Source organism: Microcystis sp. LE19-131.1A (genome assembly GCF_027532015.1).
Classification (GTDB): domain Bacteria; phylum Cyanobacteriota; class Cyanobacteriia; order Cyanobacteriales; family Microcystaceae; genus Microcystis; species Microcystis ichthyoblabe_A.
The window spans coordinates 1-19,718 of the sequence record NZ_JAPZSS010000137.1 but is presented as its reverse complement, the minus strand read 5'-3'; the positions used below and the strand labels follow the sequence as shown (position 1 = coordinate 19,718).

Here is a 19,718-nt window from a genome sequence, read left to right as displayed (position 1 = left end):
CATTCGGGCATAACCTATCGCTGAAACCGTAGATTTTCTATCCGAATGCTTCGCCCCTACTTTTTCAGCAAACCCTACTTACTATTTTACTATCATTTTTATTATTCGGGAACCGTCCACCAAGCGAGAGCAAAAGCTTGTTCTTTTTCGTTAACTTGTTGACGATATTGAACCCGAATTTTATAGTTTCCAGAGATGGGGACAGGACAAAAAATATGCTCTAAACTATCACTATCACTCAGGGAAGCACAGGTGTATTTAGCATTATTATCCTCCTGAGCAGGTAAAAGATAAACATCTAAATTATTCAGGCCGCGATCTAGGAAACTTTCATCGATATCATAGAGATTATTGCTATTAGTATCGATTAGTTCTACCAAACGATCCCAAGCTAAAGTTATCGAAACAAAACTATTAGCTTTTAAGGGATTCTCTAGGGCATAATCTTGATAACCATTAGCGGTAACTGTAGCGTAATCCCAACCAATAGCAGGAATAGATTCTGCGGCCGACCATTGACCATTACTAAACTGTTGGTAGGCGCGAAAAGTGTTAAGATGTCCCGTCCCCATCTGCATATCTAAAGGAATTTTCGGATCTTTATAAGCATCGGACTCTAACCAAGTTTTTTGGTCTTTAGTTAAGACTGTCCGTCTCATACCTAACCGTAACCCATCCCCCGTATCTTTAATTTTATCGGCAGCATTAAGCATCACTGCCTTCATCACTTGATGATGACGAGAATCGAGACTCCAATGGGGATTTTTTTGATTAATTTGTTGATCGCCGTATTCTTGTAAAAGTGCCACGGATGCCGTAATATGAGGAGCGGCGAAACTGGTGCCACTAACAGTATTTAATTTACCTTTGAGGTCATAAAGCTCTATTTTATTGCCGGGAGCAACTAAATTAATTGACCGTCGCGAACCATCATTAATTTCCCGTTTAATTAAACTGCGACCAATACCCACCGGCAAAGCACTAATATTAGCAAAATCAACTTTAGTGAATTTTCCTTCTCTTGTCGCTGTATAAGCGGTAGTAATGCCGTTAAAATGATCGGTGGGAATGGGAATTCCTCCCTTACCTTGATTACCAGCAATTACATAAAGGACATCCTCAACTCGCGATGACCAATCAACACATTGAGTTAATAAAGCTTGACCATCTAATTTTGGTTCCTGTCGTTGATCTCTTTGCAAAGATTCCCCAAAACTAAAGTTAATTGCTCGCACATCACCGCTATTTTGTCGGGCAATATTTTGACTGGTAAGACATTCTTCCGGTTGTCCACCGCGTCGCAAAGAACCCACCGCCCCCGAATATAATCTCGCTTTTGGGGCCACTCCGGGGATTTTTTTATCATCACTGACCATCACCGTTGCCACCATAGCGGCGTGATTATCTAGATAGGTGTTGGGTTTGGCAATTTGATCGCGAAAAAAAACACCAGCTAATTTATAGGGAGGCTGCCAAGCCGCCACTTTATCATAACCGAACTGAGCCGGTCGTCCGATTTCCACTTGACCGATGGCAATTTTTCGCCCTAATAAATTATAGGGTTCCGCCCGCAGGCGATCGGCATAAATTCCCTGTTCACCGATGGAATTAGAAAGAACTAGGGAAGGAAGCAGAATTATCGTTACTACTAACCCGACGACAAACCAAAACCCTCTTTTCATCATCAGCAATCCTGCGGCAGTAAGGTGATACCGATCCATTCTAAGACAGAAATCTCAGAAAATACCGGAATCTCTTTTTTGGCTAGGTGGGATGGTAATAAAAAGCCACTGCCAAGATTAAATAGGTGGCTAGTAATAGGGTTCCATCTAACCAATTGGAACGACCGGTAAAGCTGATTAAATTAGTGACAACCACCGCTACAATTAAAGCCACCACGTTAAAGGGATTAAAATTTAAATCCATCGGCTGCTGCCAAAATTGACCGATAAAAACTAATAAAGGTGCCACGAATAAAGCCACCAATAAACTATCACCCATAGCCACGGAAACCGTTAAATCCATCTGATTTTTTAGGGCTAATTGAATGACGGTAACTATTCCAGAAACATCGCTAATTAAAGGAATGAAAATTACCCCGATAAAGAGAGGAGTGAGATTAAATCCTTCCATCACCGATTCCACTACATCAACAAATAAATCCGACTCATAGGCTACAGCTACGGTGGAAGTAAGCAGCACAAGTAACCAAATCCAGACTTGAGCTTTTTCTTCCTCACTAACCTGATTGTCGGGGGTATTTTCATTACTTAATCCCACTTCGTAGAGATAGCTATGGGTTTTGAGGGAAAATAATAAAGTTAACCCGTAAACTATTAATAAAACCGTGGCGGTGACTAGGGAAAGACTGAGAATATCGGCAACTTCCACCACGTTAGAAGTATATATTACCAAAGTTGGTAAAGCGATCGCTATTACTGCTAAAGTCATGGAAGAACCATTTACCCGCGCTAAAATCGGTTTAAATTCCTGCTCTTTGTAGCGAATTCCTCCCGTGAGCATTCCCATGCCCATAAATAATAATAAATCGCTGAGAATACTGCCAGTAATACTGGCTTGTACGATGTCCACCAAGCCTTTTTTTAGGGCAATTAAGGCAATAACTAAAGTGGTAGTATTGCCAAAGATAGCATTAACTAATCCTCCCAAAGTTGGCCCGGTTACTACGGCAACTCTTTCCACAGACGTACTTAACCAAATTGACAGGGGAATGATCGATAAAGCGGCAGTAATAAAAATAGCTTGATCTCCCCAATTAAGACGACTAGCGACCACCGATAGGGGAATAAATAATAGAAAAGCAAAGGAGACAATTTTTCTTAAATTCATGGGTTATTAATGGCAATTTCTCCCACCATTCCCGCTTCGGCATGACCCGGAATAGTACAGATTAATTTATACTTACCAGTTTTGAGAGGAACTATCACCCATTCCGCCTGTGCATTAGGTTTTAATTCTAGTTCGTGAATTGCCCCTTTAATCTCCACTTTTCCCGCTTCAACTTTCTGGGTCCAACTAGCATCAGCGAAGTCTTTAGCGGTAAAATAATGTTTAGTAGGACTGGGATTATCGAGGATTAATTTGTATTTTTGTCCGGCAATAAAGTCTAATTGACTAGGAAAGAATTTTAATTCTCCTTGCCCGGAGCCTAGACTAATTTTAACTTCTAGAGGGGCGGATGCAGCGAAGGCGGGAAAAGTCACTAACCAACAACTAATTAAAACTATTACTACTGCCACAAATTTTTGATAGATATCCTGGACAGGGAAGTAGGGATTAGAATTCATTTTGCTCCTGCAGCTTATAGAGAAAATCTGGCGGCTTTGACGATAATTTTAGAACAAGTGGCGATTCTTAGCGGATCTCTTCCCTTCCATTCCCTCAAAGTCCCTTGGCCACTGTTCAAACCTCGGGACTTCTAGCCACTGTCAGTTAAATCGACAAAATTAATCTAAGCTATCGGGAGAATGGGGATAAAGTTGTTCTGCTTCTGGACAATCTTCCGAGACATTAATATCAGGATTCGTCCGCGACACGGAGGCCAGTTTTCTGCTCACCGCACCGATACTTTCTAAACGCACCATTTCTTCCCAAGAACTAATCTCGTCTTCTTCTTCTGTTTCGTAGCGAATGGTGACGAGATCGCTTTCTAGATCGATAATACGAGCATTATCGATCCATCTTTGCTGATCGCGCAAGAAAATGCAGACTTCCTGACCATCCATACAGAATTGATAAATCTTGCGGTGTAACATAAATTGCTCCTAAACAGCTTCTTTTGTTGAATTAAACTAACGGGAAGTGACAAAATGCCAATCTCAGCAATAGCTCAAGAATTCCCGTGGGTAACACAAAAAGGAGAAAAATTCCGCTAGTAGTGGCAAGAATGGGAAAGGAAAGTCAGGTTTCCAGTTTGGGACTACGTTCTTCAAAGACATCGATTCGATTAATAGACGGCCTCGGCGATTCACTAAAAAATCGCCCTTATAGAGTCATTGTGACATAAAATTTCACTTCCTAACAGTATCTGTGGATGGAATGGGGTGATGGGGGAATGGGGAGTGGGGAGACCACTTAGTGCGCGTTGCGGGGGGAATGGGGAGATGGGGGAATTTCAACTAAAACCCCAACACTCTAAAACCCTAAAACCCTAATACCCCAAAATCCTAAAAACCCAACACCTAACAGCGATGCTGATTTAAAATAGCCATCATCTTTTCGGCCACCGCTGCTGTTTGTTCAAGCATGGCAAAATGACCACAATCGGATAACTCAATCACGTTGCTGCCAGTTTCAAACAAGGGATGAAAACTGGCCAGATGGTTAACGTACTTAACTTCCATAATCGTATCCTCTTTCCCCGCCAGAAAATAGACCGGCTGCGGGAGACGGGAGACAATCTGGGGTAAAAGATGAACTTCGCTGATAGTGGTGGTTTCCAAAAGTGACCCCAGGGCCGCTTGGTAATCGGCCCGGACAAAATCAATCACCCGCTGTTTGCCCCATTTTTTACTTAGGGTTTGCTTGACCATCATCCGCGAGAATAAAAGATCAATAAAGGGAACACTGGGCAACCAAGGCGGTCTTCTCTCTAAAATCTGTCTTCCGGCTTCCCGAAATCGCTCAAATTCCTCCTTTAGATAGATGCCGCCGCCGGCATTCATACAGATTACCCCTTTAATGCGTTCAGGACAGCTATCCGCAGCCCATAAAGCAACACTACCACCGAGGGAATGACCGACTAACCAAGCAGCATCGAGGTTTAAGCGGTTAAGAAGGGTAATAACGTCTTGGGAGTAGGATTCAAGGTTATAACTGCTAGGAGGACTGTTAGAGGTGATTTTTTGGGAGTCGCCAAAGCCCCGGAGATCATAAACTAGACAGGGATAATCCGGGGAGAGAAGATCTACCAAAGGCTGCCAGTAGTGACGACTCAGCAGCCAACCGTGTATAAAGACTAAAACCGGTTTATCCGCTCGGGGCGAAAATAACTCGTAACTGTGGGATACTCCCGATATGTCGATGGTAGGCATATAATCAATCTCAACCTAAGTTAAACCGTTGATAGGGGTTACTAGGGAAACTTCTAGAGAAAAATCGGTGTATTTAGCCTTGTTTACGGAGCAGAATCAGGGAAGCTTAGGATATTCCCTGATAGCTGATCAATCAATGCTATAGACAATTTCAAAAGCTTCTACTTTAAGTATAAAACACTGGGGATACCTCCCTAAAATAGGATGAAAACCCTAGACCAAGATTTATCTATGAAATGCGATCGCTTTTTAACTCTTTCCCTCGTCTTCAGTCTGGGATTAGTTTTTCCCCCCTCTTTACCCGCTCAAAATCCCCCCGCTACCACCTTTCAACCGGGTCCTTGGCAGCCTGTCGCTAGGGTGAATATGAGTCGTCCTGTGGAGATTAAAATCATCAATCAAACCGATATTGACCTCAATTATGACCTATCGGCCAATATTGATTCCTCTCCCCAATTATTATCTCCTGGTACGGAGACAACCCTAAAAGGTTTCGTAATTCCAGCATATATTCTGATTAATCGGGCTAATGCCGCCTCGGATCCCGATTCTTCTAGTTTAATCTATGCCGTAGAAGTCAATAAAGATAATTTAGTCACGATTACTGTCACCAAAGTTCCAGGGAGTACCCCCGGTTATACCACCTTTAACCTCAATCAACAGGGTGCTATTTATATTTACTAGCTCTAACTTAGGGCGATCAGACTACAATTATATTATCGCGATCGAGATTTATTTGAGATCGATCGACAATTGTAACGTTTTAGTCAATTAACGGTAATTTCCGCCCCAGGAAAGTTAAATTAATAGGGATATAACTCCCAAATTAAGTAGCTGGTTATAATTAAATTAAAAATGGATTTTAGGTTCGATCCCCCCTAGCCCCCCTTGATAAGGGGGGAAGCCGAAGGCGGGGGGATCCCCCTTGATAAGGGGGGTGACGATCCCCCCTTAGTCCCCCCTTAATAAGGGGGGCATCTGATAATTTTTCAAGCCTACCTACTTAGCCTACAAAAGGTTAAAAAATCTCCTACAAACCTAGCGAGGACAAACATGAATACAATCACTAATTTTTTAGCTAGTGCTATTGTCGGTGGTTGGATTATGACCATGGCAGTTTTTGCTATCCAAAATATCCAACCAGTTTCTTTAAAGTTTCTACAATTTGAGTCAATTAAAGTACCCATCGGCATTTTATTGGCTTTTTCTTTGGGAATGGGATTTTTTATGGCCGCAGTTATTCCCGCTTTTTTCAGAAAGTCGAAAAAATCTCCTCGCAGTCGCTTTTCTCCCCCAGAATCGGGGTTAGACGAGTTTGATTTTTAAATAGGGTCTGCTGAAAAAGTTTTTCCTGGGGGTAGGGTGTGGGGTGTGGGGTGTAGGGTTTTACCGATTTTCAGGGGGTCAATTACCTAATTTTCAGGGAAAAAGTGCCTAAATTTCCCCCCCGATCACCCCAAGGTCTGGCACTTTTTGATGGGAAAAAAGTCTAAAATTCTTATCCAACAAGGTTTTTAGATTTATTCAGCACACCCTAAATAGTCTTTTGACTGGCTAATTTATCGGTTCTCTTAGGGTTTGGTGGGTAAAATGTGTTCTAAAATACAGTCTTGCCAGCGAGCGACTGGAACGAACCACAAAGACACAAAGGACACAAAGATCGATCGGTCTTATATAAGTTAAACTGATCACACCAAGAACAAGAGAGCCATTTATCGGCAGCATCCCGGGTGTATATTGTAGGAGCTAATTGCATTTTGTACTTTAAACAACATTATAATTTTTGATAGCTGTTCTGACTCTCTCATGAATAGAAGCAAATAAACTTCCTTGCCATAAATAATTAAATTTATTTTCTGTGATTAGATTGAGACAATTTAAAATTCGCTTTTCCCAGTCTTTTTGATTGTAAGTATCTTTTCCCCAAGCTTGATATAATTCCTTCTCACTAATACCTCCTAATTTGTGAGATAATCGATTTCTATGATTACGCAATTCTTCAGAACCCCAAGCTTTTAGATCGACATTAATAGACAACTCAATTACTCGTTGTTGATTGCGACTGTCTAATAATATGTCAGTTTTATTTGTCCCATTAACAAACAATATGCTCAAATCAGGATACTTAGTTAAGACCGAAGATTTTAAAGATGAATAAGTATATTCAGAATTAACCATATAGTCTTTAAATTCATGTTTTAAACACTCATAAATTAAGCCTTCTACCGCTCGGAAACTATGAAGCATAGCCTCGGTTGTATTTTTTTGTTTTAGTCTAACTACTGCGGTATAAGCTTGTTCATAGGCCATCCACCAATATTGTTGATGCTGCTCTTTTTGTTGATTATTGAAACTAAAAGAAGCGGATTGAAAAAAATCTTCAAATTGTCCTTGATTCCAGCTTACTCCAGATTTAATTAGAGCATAAGTTTCTTTCCATTTTTGTTTATTTTGTTCATAGTAAGGTTTAACTAAGTTATGAAGACCAGCATAATCATAGCGTTCTAATAATTGTAGGGCTTGTTGTCGAGTGCGATCCCAAAGATAGTTAGTCCCTAAAAAAGGCCCTGTGTAATCTGAAGAAATGCCCTTTTGATTGTCATGAGGAGTGGGAATAAATTCATAGAATTTAATATCGTTTCCATAAAGACTCAATCCCGAAATTCTCGACGCTTCTGAAGCTTGCCCCACCCCACCTTTTAAGCACAATAAAATGGGTTGATCGGGTTGAGGTTCTATATTTTCTTTCCATACTTGTTGCCACCAACGGAACATTTCCTCGAAGTTAGAAGGGTTTTCATCATTTCTACCTATATAGAGAATATTTACTACCAAATCAGAATTTAATTTATTTAGCCAATACTTAATTAATTCTCCTGAGTAAAGAGTATCTTTTTCTCTTTCTTTTACTGTTTCATTTTGATCAGTTACTACTAAATAAACTTTTTCGAGATCATTGATTTTATCTTCCAAAAGTTTACCCAGAATGACTGGTTTTACTTGATCGCCATAATATTCAATGTTTTCCCAAAGGTATTGGGATATTTCTCGAAAAGATGATTTTTCGGTCAGAGCTAAATCAGACACTACTTCTATCTGTTCTCCGAGAATATCACCTTTCATGCGATCATCGCCAATATTATACCAGTCACCAGTGGTGACTTGAAACATTAAATCTCTGGTTCCGATCGTTGCAACTAAAATTGATTTCATGAGATTATAAAGGGAATATTTGAGCAAAATTTTGAGGACTTGTATTACTTCTTAATTGTTTGATAAACTCTTGACGGGGATTCAGATTAGCACCGAATACAGTAACTATCTGGTAATCTCCTAAATCAGCAATCCACACGGGAGATGGTTTAGCTCCACCACTGACTTTACCACAGAGATTACCATCATATTCTCTTTGACCATTTTTACCGGTAATTTTCAAAGTATCACTGTGAAGAATTGCTAAAGCATGGGGTTTACCTCTTTGTTCATTTCCTGCACAGACAAAAATTTGACAATTACTATCGGCCGCATCAATCCAATTACTTTGAGAAACTTGACCAGCTATCCTTAAATTATTAGAGTTTATATTAGTGCCAGTAACTTGATTTAAAGATTTATAAAAATCTCGCAATCTTTGCTGAAATTGTTGTTTAAACCCCTGCACATTATTGGGCATTGCCCAAAAATCTTCTTCACTGTCAATATAAAATGTAGAACCACGAAACCATGGGGCGCTTTCACGACTTTTGCGAGAATAATTAGGTCTTCTCGCACCTTGACCAATACCACCCATATTAGCTAAAAACCAAGTCAAATATTTAGCTAATTTTTTGACAGCTTCTTGTTTATCTTTTGGAGTTTCGGAAGACAAAGATAAGACTAAAGTTCCCCGTTGTTCACCACAGGGATCATTTTTACCCTGAGGATTGGTTCGAGGTTCTTTTTGGGTAACTTTACCCTCAAGAATATTCACTTGTAGATAACCGTATTTTTTAGGATTAATACCGCCAAATAATTCAGATTCAATCTCTTGAACACCGTATTTTTTAGGATTAATACCTCCAATTAATTTAGCTTCAATCTCTTGAACTTTGTTAATAGGTAAAACTCCAGATGCAAAAACACGAAACCAGTATCGCATCATCGATTTAAAGGCTGTCGGACGAACTTCTGCAACGGGTGCGCTCCGCATTTGCCATTCATTGCGTCGCTCATTCCATTGCCATTGGGTGAATCGTTGATAACCATGAATTAATTGACCTTCTAGCTCAAAATCCAATCGATAAAATTCCGATTCTAATCTTGGGTTTTTTCCAGATAAGATCAATTGTCCATAACCTGTATTGACTTGTGAACCTATGCCAAGCTGTAAACCTTTTTTCAGCCATTGTTTTACCTTTTCAAGTATCTTTTCATCTTGACAGTTACTAGCTAGACGTAAACGTAAACCAATTAAAAAAGTTGGTTCTTTGAGAGAGAAAAAAGGATTAGGGTTAGGAGAATATTCTAGAGAATCATCTTTCCATGACCAAATATTATTAGCCATGTCCATTTCTAACCCCCCGTTCTTAGAAGGTAAAGGATAGGCATCAAAAAAGACAACTTTACCCGTTTTATTTTTTTCCTCTTTGGCGTTTATATCACCAAAATAGGGGGCGATTTCTTTTTCCGCGTCTTTCCATTCCAGATTATTTTCCGCCATGATTTCTCGGATGGCTTGGTTTCTGGCAACACCGCGCAATGTACTAGATGGAATATAGGGCATTCCGAGGGCATCAAAGGCAGGTAAAAGAATACTTTCCGGTCCGCGATGACCACCGACACGAATACGCCAAGTGGATTTGACTTGAAAAGCGATTCCGTCTTTCGCTAACAGTTGGGTACGTTGATTGAGTTGCTCAAGACGCTGAGTATAGTTAGCATTTTCTTGGGCTGTTTGCAGAATTTGGGTTTTAGTCGCATCTTTGTGTGGATAGTCGGCAGCACGCATCCAACGGAGATATTCGACAAAACTGGCTGATTGGTCGGGTTGAGGTTCGTTTTCGGGGTCTAACCACGGTGAGGGTGGAGGAGGATTGTTATTGCCGCCACCGCCGTTATTATTGCCGCCGCCACTCCTAGGAGGCTGTCTGGAGGGTTGGTTGTTATTTGTGGGTTTTATAGCTTGATTTTTTAGGGTGGGTTTTTGAGGGCGATTAGGACGTTGTAAGGGGCTATGGGACATAATAATTATAATTTCCTTTCTAGTTCAATGAATTATAAAAACTGTGGTGACAATTTACCTGAGTTAGTCCCCACTTTCCACATCGGAATAGATGGCATTAGCCCAGAAGCTAAATTCTTGGGCGATTTCCAAGCCTAAACCCGTTAGTCCTAGATAATCATCAGTGGAAAGTTTTTTTAATGTGTCTAATCCTTGTGGGTTGGCTATATTCCGGTTGTTCGAGATTTCTTCAAGACACTCAAAGTATATTTTAACAACTTCTCGCTTACCTTCTTTGTCTTTACTAATAGCAGTTTCTTCGGCTTTTAGTCGCATCATTCCCCAAGTAGAAAGATAGGTATAAAGTTCAATAGCTTGATTTTTTTGTTCTTTGCGGCGACTATTATCAGCAGTATCTGAGGACAATTTTTGCAAGGCAGTGAATACGGGATTGCTAATCGTTCTAGGGTCGAATGTCATGGTTATTTTGGCTCCAAAAGTTAAAAAATATTACCTGACCAAAGGGCATCAAGAGAGATAACAATATCGGGAAATGCAGCAGCAGATAAGGTTCCTGTACTAAATTTTTCTTGATATTGATAATCAGAATTTATCGGTTGACGAAAAACATAAATCTCTCGATTTTTGATGGCAACTACCCAATATTCTGCAATACCAGCTTGGGCATAGATGTGTTTTTTTTCGGTTAAGTCTTTACTGAGAGTTGAGTCGGAAATTTCGATTAACCAAAAAATTTCATCAGCATAGGGATGATGATCTCGATAGCGAGAACGAGGGGGAAAAACTACAGCGATATCGGGTTCAGGTTCTGAGTTTTCTAAGGTAATGGGTCCAACTTCTCTTACCCATGCTTTATCCTTGAGACGTTGACGGAGAAAGTTGGCTAATCCTTCTCCACTGTCTTTATGTAAAGGTCCTTCTGGACTCATTTCGAGAATATCTCCATTCAGTAATTCTACACGCCGATCGATTAAAATTCCCGCCGCAATCATGCGATGATAATCGACCACTGACCATTTAGCTAAGGCAAGATTAGCTGTCATAAATTACCTCTACCATTGTTGCACAAAACCACGTCCTAAACTTTCCTGTCCGCCGATTTGTAGAATGTCATTATCTGCTAATAACTGTTTAAAATCAGCTTGGGATTGTTGTCTGGTTCCATTAGCTTGAGAGGTAATACCCCAAGGAAAATACATTAAGGTGTCGGGGGGAATAGCTTCTTCATAACGAAATCCTCCATCGACGGATTTATGCTCATCTAATTTAATTTTAACTTGTCTCCATAAACTCATTTGAATTAGAGTCGTGCAATGCTGATCGGGTAATACTAAGACTTTATTAATGCCACTGCTGACAGAGTTTTTGGGAATAAAACTTTGCCAATTTGACCAGTCTTTTAGATCATCGACCTTGAGAATGGCATCCTTGAGATAAACGTTGGTGTTGGCCTTTTTAAAACTACAGCTATATTCGGGGGGAATTGTCAGACTAGGATTAGTTAATCTTGTCCAACGACGAAGAAGTAAAGGAGAAGTGATCCAGACGACACCGTGACTAAGGGAAGGGACGGGCAACCAGAGAATCGAACCATCTCCTATCCAGATGTCTCCCTGTTCCAAGTTTTCTGCACCTTTATCGATTTCATTACCGAATAACTTAAATTTTAGGTTTTCTTCGGTAGCTAAAGAACGGATTTTCCCGCGAATTGTACTGGAGGGAATATAGGGTAAAGTGGTATGGGATTCACGAGCAATACCCACTAGATTCCCCTCTTGAGTGGTTCCTCCGGTATGTAGGGGAGAAAGTAGATAAAAGTGGATTAAGTTCATGATTAATTATTCTCCTTTATAGTTGATCCAAAGTAATTCTGAGTAGCCTAATTTGCCCCTATTCGCTTGTCCAAAAACAGCGATCAAATTTGATCCAAAGTAATTCCGAGTAGCCTAATTTGCGCCAGCGTTGGTGATATTCGGGACTATCGGGCTGCTCTTGAAATAGGCGATCAGGTTGATTTAAATAGTATTGACTACCGGCGGGGGCCGCGAAGACTTGGGGGGCGGGAATGCTAGTATTTTCTTTTGATTGAATGCGGCAACTGATCGGGATAGCTCGATCGGTTGCGACACTGACTAGATTGCCCGGTTTCTGATTACTATTAACAGTATGGGCGAGTTTCCATTCCCAGGGCCAAGAGCGACAAATGGCTTGATTATTATCGTGACGGCGTTCAAAAATACCGGGGGTAACGAGATAGGCGATCGCTTTATTTATTTGTTTAAAGTTCTCCTCGGATTGTTGTTTTAATTCTTGCCATTGTTGACCTAAATTATCGCATTTTTCCAGTATAACTCGGTGTCCTTCTCCTCCTAACCGCAAAGTTGTGGGAGTGGGAATATTAACATCAATTCCGATCGCTATACTCCAACCGGGTAGCATTCGGATCGCTTTTTCCACAAAGTATCCATCGGCATCTTCTACCTGTTTACTTCCCGGTTTCATGGCATTATGGGAACGAATTTCTTCTTGCCAGGGTTTATTTTCTCCTTTGTGTTTTACTAACCATTGGCAAGGGTCGATCGCTCCTGTGTTTAAATAATCGAGAATAACTTTAAAAGGTAGATACTGACGATATTTACCTTCTTTCTCTTCTTCCGCTTCATTTTCTCGATTTTGGCAATTTTTGTTAGGTTTAGCCTTAGCTAAGGGGGCAGGTTTCGATCGATCCCAAAATATATGCTTTTCTGAAATCGTTAAATTATCACTCCAAGAAATAGGAATTAATGGGTCAGAATTGGCGAATCCTAAAGGACGGGGTAGATATAAAGTATCTCCAGCAAAAGATAGGAATGGACCGGTGATTTTAAAATAACTATTTTTAGAGCGATCTAGTAAAGCACTTAAAGCACCGGCGATCGTGTGACCGTTGGGGGGAAATGTACTTCCGGCCCAGGCTCTTTCTCCTGGACTAAAGGGTTTGGCATCGCGTAGGAGAAGAACATCTAGGGGAGTGATTGTGTACCAATACATTAAATGGAACCTCCGATCTTAATCTCTCTTTTTCGAGTCATAAAAGCCGCTAGTTTCATCCAGCTACGCACGGCTTCGTTAAGATCATTAGGAGCATTTTCCGTGGTTAACCAAAGATGTTTGAGAAAGTTGCTTAGGTCTTTTTGAAAAGCTTCTCTGTTCTCTGTTGTTAGATTTTCCCGACGGCTAGAGAAGGCTTTTGTCCATGGAAAAATCGCTTCTTGTACTGGTGCGGGATGTTGTTCCCAAATTGTCGCAGCTTGTTCAAAGATACTGGCATCTAAATCGAATTCTAAGAGTTGTTGCCATTGATAAAAAACATCAAACTTAGCCGTAGATTTTAGTATGTTTCCGTTGCCGTAGAGAACGCGCACTTGTACAGCATCTTTTTTGCCTTTTTTGCCGTCAAAGCCTTTATAGGCGTGTTCCTTGGCTTTTTTCTCGGCTTCCCAGAGATTTTCTAGGGCGATAGCAAGGGGTACGGAATGATGAGCGATGACAATACCGAAACTGATAGTCGCCCGCTTTCCCATGGTAAATAGGGGACGTTTGGAGAGATTTTCGGCAGGTTTTTCGCCTTCCCATTGCCAATAGTCACCGGCGTTATTAAATTCCCCATGGGGGTCTTTTTCTCCCTTAAAACATTGCTGGATATCCCATAACCATTTATCCCATTCCCAGAGATTAGTATAGGCGAGAACATCATCACCGCCACCATAGATTAAGCGTCCTGCATAGCGTTGTTCGGTGAGGTAGGGAACGAGTTGATTAGAGAAGTCTAAAAGGGCGCGACTGAGGGCGCTATGGGTAGATGGTCCCATGCGTTTTTTGAGGGTGACAAAATCGCCAAAAGCTTTTTGTACTTCTTTTTCTAGGGTATCGGTTTCGGTCGGGGGATGATCGGCGTATTGATGAAGTGACTTAGGGATATATTCTCGATAGGGTTTCATTTCTTGGCCTTTTAACCATTCCCCCATTCCGTCACCGTCTCCTGCGGCGATAACATACCAATCAGCCGGGTTATTGTTGGGATAGTTTTGGTCAATTAATTGGCTTAATTGATGGCGATAATTAGCCATTTCTTCATCGGCAATCTCTAGTTCTTCTACTAACCATCCCGCATTGAGAAATCGAGGGTGATAACGTTTATATTCTGGTTCGATGTGATCGTCAATGTAGGGGATTCCCCAGGGTTGGGTAAGTGCCGGGGGAATCTTTTTCCCGTCTTCTCTTAACCTACGCGAGATGGTGCGACAAGCGTGATGAAAATGGTCGAGATCACCGCCTGTTTTGAGATAACCGGCGACTCCCACGGTTAAATCGGGATAAGCGGCATCTAGACGCTCTTGGTCGCTATTTTTTAAGAGTTTTGGCAGGATTAGGTGTAATCCCCGTTTAACGGTTTCCGTGGCGTTGAGTTGTTCGATCCCATCGAATAATCCGGCATTTCGTTGCCAATATTCTTTGCTTGCTTTTTCGCTAATCCAATCGTTGTTACTATCGGGATGGACGACGGGGCCAAGTCCAGAAATGGTGGAACGGGGGCCGAAAGCGGTGGGAATCTGCCAATCGCGGGCATTTTTGACAGCAGCAAGGGCCGAACGGTTTTGATCGAAAGCACTACTCCACCAAGAACCAACATTAGAACTAAAGGGATGTTTTTTCCATTTCTCAAGGCGTAGTTTTCCAGCTTTTTGCAGAAATTCCTGCTCTTTTTCTAAGAATAGAGCTTTTTTATCGTAGAGATTATAAAGTTCGTTTTGTTTATCTCGCCAGCTTTGCGCTTTTTCTGGGTCTTCGGCTTGATTTTCGGCACTATTTTCGTTTTCTTGATAAATTTCGCTACTGGTGAGGAGTTGGTCTTCTCTACCGATGGGGACTCCCACATAATAGGTTTGCCATTGGGCATTTAACCAACTGTCCCAGGTACGACTATTTTCTTTTAATTTGGGCATCCAGTGACGTTCTCCCAATTCCTCGAAAACTTGCCGACTAATTTCTTTCCATTCTTTTAATAAACTAGATTTAGCGGTTTGCATGGCCGCTGCCACCTTATCTTTGGGCAAGACGAGGATCATAATGTTGGGAAATCCGGCGGTTAGTAATTGTCGATCGCTCGGTGGGTCGATCCAGGGTTTAAAATCGGGATATTTCTCTAGTAACCATCGATCGATTAAGGGTTGTGCGTAGAGAGAGGGATAGATCAAACTATCGGGACCGTATTGTTGGGCCAGTTGCCAGCAGACTTGAGCAGATAGATAGTGCAGAATCCAAGAACCTGCCCAAAAATCGCGCATTTTGCGGCTGGCTTTGATTAGTTCTTGCACAGGGGAAAAGGTGAAACTAACGAGATAAGCGTGGGATAATTGTTTTCCTGTCGGCCATTTATTGACCACATCCTCGGAGGTGAGATCATATCCCGCTAGGGACCCGGCGATGGCTGCCGTTAAACTGGCATGACTCCAGATCGATCCGTCCGGTATTCTGGTTTCGGCGGGCATTAAAAGCAGATTTTCGTCATCGAGTAATTTCGTCGCCGCTTGGGGAAGACAGCGCCATAACCACCAAAATAGTTCTTTAGCTTCGTTTTCTGAGATTCCTGTGCGTAATCTGGCGGGAATTTGGTTAAATAGTTGGTTTTCCTGTTCTTTTAAGTAATCTGTGCGGTTAGAAGCGATTTTCTTATGGGTTGTGTCGGCTAATTTGAGATCTAAGGGTTCTCCGGAGAGGAGGTGACGCAATTCTAGACCTGTTTCTCGATCGTAGTTAACGAATTGGGTTAAACTACCGATCGCCGATCGATCGCTGGCTGAGGTGATATAGTCAGCTAGTTTGATTTGTTTGAGAATTTTTTTAGTCGATTCTTCGGGGTTATGTTTTCCCCACAACTTCATTACTTCTAAATCTCTCCAGAAACTGTTATCACCGCGTCCTGAGTTGCTATGTAGGGCTTTGAAGACGGGATCGTGTAGTAGTCCCCAGATTTTCGCTTGCCAGTATCCTAGGGCCATAAACGCCTCAATTCCTTGCTGACCGATGTTCTCAGTATATCAATATGCCTTAGGAACCTCTAGAGATAACACGATATTTTGAAGATTTTTCTAAAAAGCTTCAAAAGCTTATCCCGTCTAAGTTTCTGGTGGTATGAATTTTTTACTATGATTATCGTCTGTTGGGGGAGAATATCGATCGACCAACATTTGCGCCGATCGCCGGTGTTTTTCCGCCATTTCTGGGGGAGAGAGAATCTGGGCCTGTTCGAGATAGCGCTGTACCCACCAGAGAAATTCTTCCAGGGAACGGGACGGGAGAGCGATGTGGTAATCGATCGAGTTAAGGATTTTCGTCTGCGGGTCGATCTGGGGATTTGTCAACTGCTGCCGGGGGTGACGTGCTTCTCCCTCCCGGATAAAGTAACTCACAGGATGAAAAAAGCGAACTTTAACGGTAATTAGGGTTAATTGTGCCGCTAATTCCAATTTTTGCGCCGCTAAATCCCCCAAATTCAAGCCCCAGCCATTTTTAATCAGTTTGTGGGCATTATTGAGGCTGTGGCGCTGTTCTTCGAGGGAGCGAGAGGGTTCTGGGAGGATTCGACAATGACCGGCGAAACGATTGAGGCGGCCGATGGCCAGACAGCCATCGGGATAGGTTTCGTAGAGGAGATACCAACCAATGTCACGGTAAATTAACTGGAGGGGATAGATCGGGAAAAGCCCGGTAAATTTCTTTTGATAGGGATCGATCGGTCGGGCGATCTCGATTACCTCTCCCCGGACAATGGCCTGTTCTAGGGTGTCGATTTTCTCGTATAAAGTTTGGCGATATTTTCCCCGTTCCATCATCTCTTCCGGATCGGTATAGTTGATCGGTCGATCGAGTTGTTCCCAGACGGGATAGAGAAAGTCAGCTCGGGAGCCGAGTGTAAACCCTTGAAGACGGCGATCGAGTTGGTGATAGACCTGACGGATTCTCGGATCACCCTGATAGAGGGCCCGGGAGCGGAGTGCATCAAAGGCGATTTTAAGTTCGTCGGGACTCATAACCCCGGTGCCGAGATAATACCCCCAGCGATAGATGTGGCGATCGAGAATTTTGTAATCCCGTAGGGTCGTTATGTCTTTTCTCAGGGTGGCAATGGAGGGATATTCCGCAGGCCAACCGAGGGCGAGGGTGGCGGCGAGTTCTCTCACCCGTTCCTGTACTTCTGTTAATGCGTTGTGATCTTTCCCCGAATGGTAATTTTCCGAGGGATCGAGGGTTTGATAACCGACTCCGGGGTGTCGGACGAGGGTGGCGATCAGGAGCATAAGTCGCTGGAACTCGCGACTATCTCGTTCACGCAGTGTTCTTTCCCTAGGGGATTTGGGGTGCTGAGTCATACAGATGCAATCGGTTCAGTCAAGGGGAAAGCCAATATAAATTTACTTCACTCCGAGGGCTAGAAAATCCGATCAGGACTGGAAAAATCAGCCGCTCGATCGAGGGGTTAAATTATTGGCTTTTTAGGGTATTGAAGAGATATTTAGGGCTATCTTGGTAGGGAGTGTCGCTCTCTATCTAGGAGAAAAAGGTTATGTATATATCCAAAAGGAGTGCTTTCATTCGGAATTGTACGGTATCGGGAGTTAATGGAACAATTACGCTGATTATCCTCTTAATTGCACCTTTAGGATTACTGGCGGTGATTGTGAACACGGCCCTGATCACGCTTTCCACATTTATCGTTGTTTCCCTAGGCGATCGAGTGGTGATCTGGCTCTGGCGAGATCGATTACCAGATAGTATCAGAGAAACATACAGACTCACCCATCGGGAAGCCAATCGCTCGATCGAAAGAAGACGGGACGAGTGAGGGAGGTATCCAGATGAGATGTCTGTATGTTTCCCAACAGGGTTGTTATGTGTCTGTCAAGGGGGAAAACCTGCTAGTTAAGCGAGAAGGGCAGGTTCTAGGGTCGGTACAATTACCTCTGGTGGAACAGGTTTTAATTTTCGGCAAGTCTCAGATGACGACCGAGGCGATCCGCGCTTGTTTACGGAAAAATATCCCGATCGTTTATCTGTCACGCATCGGTTATTGTTACGGGCGCTCGATCTCGATCGAGCGAGGTTATCGTTATCTAAGTCGTTACCAGCAGCAGTTGAGCGCGAGCGATCGATTAATAGTAGCTAGGGCGATCGTGGGGGCGAAATTAAAAAATAGTCGGGTTATTCTGCTCCGACAACAGAGGAAAAGGGGAACGGATAATATGGCTCGATCGATTCAAAGTATCGAGTATCTGATCGAACAGTCGGCCAAGGCCCAGAGTATTGATCGTCTGATCGGTTTTGAGGGAGCGGCAGCCCACAGTTATTTTTCGGCGTTGGGAGACTGTTTGATCAATCCTGATTTCACCTTTTTAGGTCGTTCCCGTCGTCCTCCGGGTAATCCGGTCAATGCGATTTTGAGTTTCGGTTATCAGATACTATGGAACCATTTGCTGGCTTTAATCGAGCTTCAAGGACTCGATCCTTATGATGCTTGTTTGCATCAAAGTTCGGAACGTCACGCTGCCTTAGCGTCTGATTTAATCGAGGAATTTCGCGCACCGATTATCGATTCTTTGATGTTGTATCTTGTTAATCGAAGTGTGATCAGTGTTCTGGAAGATTTTGACTATCGAAATGGTGGCTGTTATTTAAATAGTTCCGGGCGAAAAAAAATGTTAAGAGCTTTTGTTCAGCGAATGGAAGAAGAAGTACAATCCGGCGAGGAGGAAAAACAACCGCGCTGGGATTTGTTATACCAACAGGTTAAATGCTTTAAATCCTTTGTTTATTCCCCCAGTAATGGGTATCAGCCCTATTTGATCCGTTAATCATGTTATTTTATGTCATCGCCTATGATATTCCCTGCAATAAAAGACGTAAAAAAGTGGCTGATTTACTAGAAGGATACGGCCAACGGGTTCAGTATTCAGTTTTCGAGTGTGTTTTAAGCAAATCTCTATACAATCAGTTAAGAGAACGCCTGCAAAAGCAAATCAAAGAAAACGAGGATAGTATTCGATTTTACCCCATCTCTGGCCATACTTTAGCACAAATAGAGACTTTAGGCGGTGTCCCGCTAACTAAAGCGCCAAGTTCTACGATCATCTGATTCGGTATCATCGACTAGCGACGGATAGGGGTGGGAGCAGATAACCTCGGTTTCCGGTAAAATCCCTCGATCTACCACAGGATAAGGGTTTTGTGGTTTATGGGGTTGACTGTGCGACCGTATCTAGCTATAATTATACTTTAGACGTTCATAATCTGAGATTTATTAAACTTCTGAAATCGTAGAGTCAGCAAAGAATCCAGTTCTTTTTTATGTTTCAGATGGGCATCATTCAAACATTCATAAATGGCTGAAGAAAAGTCAGAAAAGT

18 protein-coding genes and 1 pseudogene are annotated in these 19,718 nt (G+C 42.2%); 5 read left to right on the top strand and 14 right to left on the bottom strand.

Annotated elements, in window-relative coordinates:
- Positions 1–101 precede the first annotated feature (101 nt).
- The 5 genes from O9323_RS11635 to O9323_RS11615 all read right to left on the bottom strand — a co-directional run bounded on the left by O9323_RS11635 (position 102) and on the right by O9323_RS11615 (position 5,054).
- Entirely contained in the window at positions 102–1,721 is a 1,620-nt protein-coding gene (locus O9323_RS11635) for a S8 family serine peptidase (RefSeq protein ID WP_288125146.1), read from the bottom strand.
- A gap of 43 nt (positions 1,722–1,764) precedes the next feature.
- On the bottom strand, positions 1,765–2,850 hold the full coding sequence (gene cax, locus O9323_RS11630; RefSeq protein WP_002751443.1) for a calcium/proton exchanger: 1,086 nt from the start codon (positions 2,848–2,850) through the stop codon (positions 1,765–1,767).
- The gene (locus tag O9323_RS11625) at positions 2,847–3,308 is read right to left on the bottom strand and encodes a cupredoxin domain-containing protein (RefSeq protein WP_002735338.1); all 462 of its coding nucleotides are present in this window, start codon (positions 3,306–3,308) and stop codon (positions 2,847–2,849) included. The genes cax and O9323_RS11625 overlap by 4 nt, the downstream gene beginning before the upstream one ends.
- A gap of 159 nt (positions 3,309–3,467) precedes the next feature.
- Positions 3,468–3,776 carry a DUF6679 family protein gene (locus O9323_RS11620; RefSeq protein ID WP_002735547.1) on the bottom strand — a complete coding sequence of 103 codons (309 nt, stop codon included), beginning with the start codon at positions 3,774–3,776 and terminating at the stop codon, positions 3,468–3,470.
- Between the two features lie 426 nt (positions 3,777–4,202).
- On the bottom strand, positions 4,203–5,054 hold the full coding sequence (locus tag O9323_RS11615; protein ID WP_288125145.1) for an alpha/beta fold hydrolase: 852 nt from the start codon (positions 5,052–5,054) through the stop codon (positions 4,203–4,205).
- 231 nt (positions 5,055–5,285) lie between these two features.
- Between O9323_RS11615 and O9323_RS11610 the strand changes: the two genes are divergently transcribed.
- Together O9323_RS11610 and O9323_RS11605 are read left to right on the top strand one after the other, a co-directional pair.
- Positions 5,286–5,738, top strand: coding sequence for a hypothetical protein (locus O9323_RS11610; RefSeq protein WP_002737059.1), 453 nt, complete (start codon positions 5,286–5,288; stop codon positions 5,736–5,738).
- Positions 5,739–6,107: 369 nt separating this feature from the next.
- On the top strand, positions 6,108–6,380 hold the full coding sequence (locus O9323_RS11605; RefSeq protein ID WP_002751442.1) for a lipopolysaccharide assembly protein LapA domain-containing protein: 273 nt from the start codon (positions 6,108–6,110) through the stop codon (positions 6,378–6,380).
- Positions 6,381–6,818: 438 nt separating this feature from the next.
- Here O9323_RS11605 and O9323_RS11600 read toward each other — a convergent pair whose 3' ends face one another.
- The 8 genes from O9323_RS11600 to O9323_RS11565 all read right to left on the bottom strand — a co-directional run bounded on the left by O9323_RS11600 (position 6,819) and on the right by O9323_RS11565 (position 17,687).
- Positions 6,819–8,267 (bottom strand): hypothetical protein, encoded by a 1,449-nt coding sequence (locus O9323_RS11600; protein WP_288125144.1) that lies wholly within the window; start codon positions 8,265–8,267, stop codon positions 6,819–6,821.
- A 4-nt stretch (positions 8,268–8,271) separates the two neighbouring features.
- Complete coding sequence (cmr6, locus tag O9323_RS11595; protein ID WP_288125143.1) at positions 8,272–10,275, bottom strand: type III-B CRISPR module RAMP protein Cmr6; 2,004 nt, start codon at positions 10,273–10,275, stop codon at positions 8,272–8,274.
- A gap of 63 nt (positions 10,276–10,338) precedes the next feature.
- Positions 10,339–10,734, bottom strand: a complete 396-nt coding sequence (locus tag O9323_RS11590; RefSeq protein WP_002751436.1) for a hypothetical protein — start codon at positions 10,732–10,734, stop codon at positions 10,339–10,341.
- 20 nt (positions 10,735–10,754) lie between these two features.
- Positions 10,755–11,318 (bottom strand): Uma2 family endonuclease, encoded by a 564-nt coding sequence (locus tag O9323_RS11585; RefSeq protein ID WP_002751434.1) that lies wholly within the window; start codon positions 11,316–11,318, stop codon positions 10,755–10,757.
- Between the two features lie 9 nt (positions 11,319–11,327).
- Entirely contained in the window at positions 11,328–12,107 is a 780-nt protein-coding gene (gene cmr4 / locus O9323_RS11580; RefSeq protein WP_002737749.1) for a type III-B CRISPR module RAMP protein Cmr4, read from the bottom strand.
- Positions 12,108–12,165: 58 nt separating this feature from the next.
- Entirely contained in the window at positions 12,166–13,305 is a 1,140-nt protein-coding gene (locus O9323_RS11575) for a type III-B CRISPR module-associated Cmr3 family protein (protein ID WP_288125142.1), read from the bottom strand.
- Positions 13,305–16,316, bottom strand: a complete 3,012-nt coding sequence (cas10, locus tag O9323_RS11570; protein ID WP_288125141.1) for a type III-B CRISPR-associated protein Cas10/Cmr2 — start codon at positions 16,314–16,316, stop codon at positions 13,305–13,307. Before cas10 ends, O9323_RS11575 begins: the two co-directional genes overlap by 1 nt.
- A gap of 117 nt (positions 16,317–16,433) precedes the next feature.
- A complete protein-coding gene (locus tag O9323_RS11565) occupies positions 16,434–17,687 on the bottom strand; it encodes a helix-turn-helix transcriptional regulator (protein WP_287231138.1) in 1,254 nt (417 codons plus the stop codon).
- Between the two features lie 194 nt (positions 17,688–17,881).
- Between O9323_RS11565 and csx18 the strand changes: the two genes are divergently transcribed.
- The 3 genes from csx18 to cas2 are packed head-to-tail and all read left to right on the top strand — an operon-like array spanning position 17,882 to position 19,447.
- Positions 17,882–18,160, top strand: a complete 279-nt coding sequence (gene csx18, locus O9323_RS11560; protein WP_002741944.1) for a CRISPR-associated protein Csx18 — start codon at positions 17,882–17,884, stop codon at positions 18,158–18,160.
- Between the two features lie 13 nt (positions 18,161–18,173).
- Complete coding sequence (locus O9323_RS11555) at positions 18,174–19,166, top strand: CRISPR-associated endonuclease Cas1, Slr7092 subtype (protein WP_288125140.1); 993 nt, start codon at positions 18,174–18,176, stop codon at positions 19,164–19,166.
- A gap of 2 nt (positions 19,167–19,168) precedes the next feature.
- Positions 19,169–19,447: a CRISPR-associated endonuclease Cas2, Ssr7093 family gene (gene cas2, locus O9323_RS11550; RefSeq protein WP_002741946.1), complete on the top strand. Its 279-nt coding sequence runs from the start codon at positions 19,169–19,171 to the stop codon at positions 19,445–19,447.
- A 140-nt stretch (positions 19,448–19,587) separates the two neighbouring features.
- On the opposite strand, the pseudogene O9323_RS11545 reads toward cas2, so the two are convergent.
- Positions 19,588–19,718 (bottom strand): annotated as a pseudogene (locus O9323_RS11545) (IS630 family transposase); the annotation flags it as partial.

What these genes read in the sequence shown, in the direction of transcription:
- O9323_RS11635 (WP_288125146.1), bottom strand. Translation starts at nt 1,721, where the DNA reads ATGGATCGGTATCACCTTACTGCCGCAGGATTGCTGATGATGAAAAGA.
- cax (WP_002751443.1), bottom strand. Translation starts at nt 2,850, where the DNA reads ATGAATTTAAGAAAAATTGTCTCCTTTGCTTTTCTATTATTTATTCCC.
- O9323_RS11625 (WP_002735338.1), bottom strand. Translation starts at nt 3,308, where the DNA reads ATGAATTCTAATCCCTACTTCCCTGTCCAGGATATCTATCAAAAATTT.
- O9323_RS11620 (WP_002735547.1), bottom strand. Translation starts at nt 3,776, where the DNA reads ATGTTACACCGCAAGATTTATCAATTCTGTATGGATGGTCAGGAAGTC.
- O9323_RS11615 (WP_288125145.1), bottom strand. Translation starts at nt 5,054, where the DNA reads ATGCCTACCATCGACATATCGGGAGTATCCCACAGTTACGAGTTATTT.
- O9323_RS11610 (WP_002737059.1), top strand. Translation starts at nt 5,286, where the DNA reads ATGAAATGCGATCGCTTTTTAACTCTTTCCCTCGTCTTCAGTCTGGGA.
- O9323_RS11605 (WP_002751442.1), top strand. Translation starts at nt 6,108, where the DNA reads ATGAATACAATCACTAATTTTTTAGCTAGTGCTATTGTCGGTGGTTGG.
- O9323_RS11600 (WP_288125144.1), bottom strand. Translation starts at nt 8,267, where the DNA reads ATGAAATCAATTTTAGTTGCAACGATCGGAACCAGAGATTTAATGTTT.
- cmr6 (WP_288125143.1), bottom strand. Translation starts at nt 10,275, where the DNA reads ATGTCCCATAGCCCCTTACAACGTCCTAATCGCCCTCAAAAACCCACC.
- O9323_RS11590 (WP_002751436.1), bottom strand. Translation starts at nt 10,734, where the DNA reads ATGACATTCGACCCTAGAACGATTAGCAATCCCGTATTCACTGCCTTG.
- O9323_RS11585 (WP_002751434.1), bottom strand. Translation starts at nt 11,318, where the DNA reads ATGACAGCTAATCTTGCCTTAGCTAAATGGTCAGTGGTCGATTATCAT.
- cmr4 (WP_002737749.1), bottom strand. Translation starts at nt 12,107, where the DNA reads ATGAACTTAATCCACTTTTATCTACTTTCTCCCCTACATACCGGAGGA.
- O9323_RS11575 (WP_288125142.1), bottom strand. Translation starts at nt 13,305, where the DNA reads ATGTATTGGTACACAATCACTCCCCTAGATGTTCTTCTCCTACGCGAT.
- cas10 (WP_288125141.1), bottom strand. Translation starts at nt 16,316, where the DNA reads ATGGCCCTAGGATACTGGCAAGCGAAAATCTGGGGACTACTACACGAT.
- O9323_RS11565 (WP_287231138.1), bottom strand. Translation starts at nt 17,687, where the DNA reads ATGACTCAGCACCCCAAATCCCCTAGGGAAAGAACACTGCGTGAACGA.
- csx18 (WP_002741944.1), top strand. Translation starts at nt 17,882, where the DNA reads ATGTATATATCCAAAAGGAGTGCTTTCATTCGGAATTGTACGGTATCG.
- O9323_RS11555 (WP_288125140.1), top strand. Translation starts at nt 18,174, where the DNA reads ATGAGATGTCTGTATGTTTCCCAACAGGGTTGTTATGTGTCTGTCAAG.
- cas2 (WP_002741946.1), top strand. Translation starts at nt 19,169, where the DNA reads ATGTTATTTTATGTCATCGCCTATGATATTCCCTGCAATAAAAGACGT.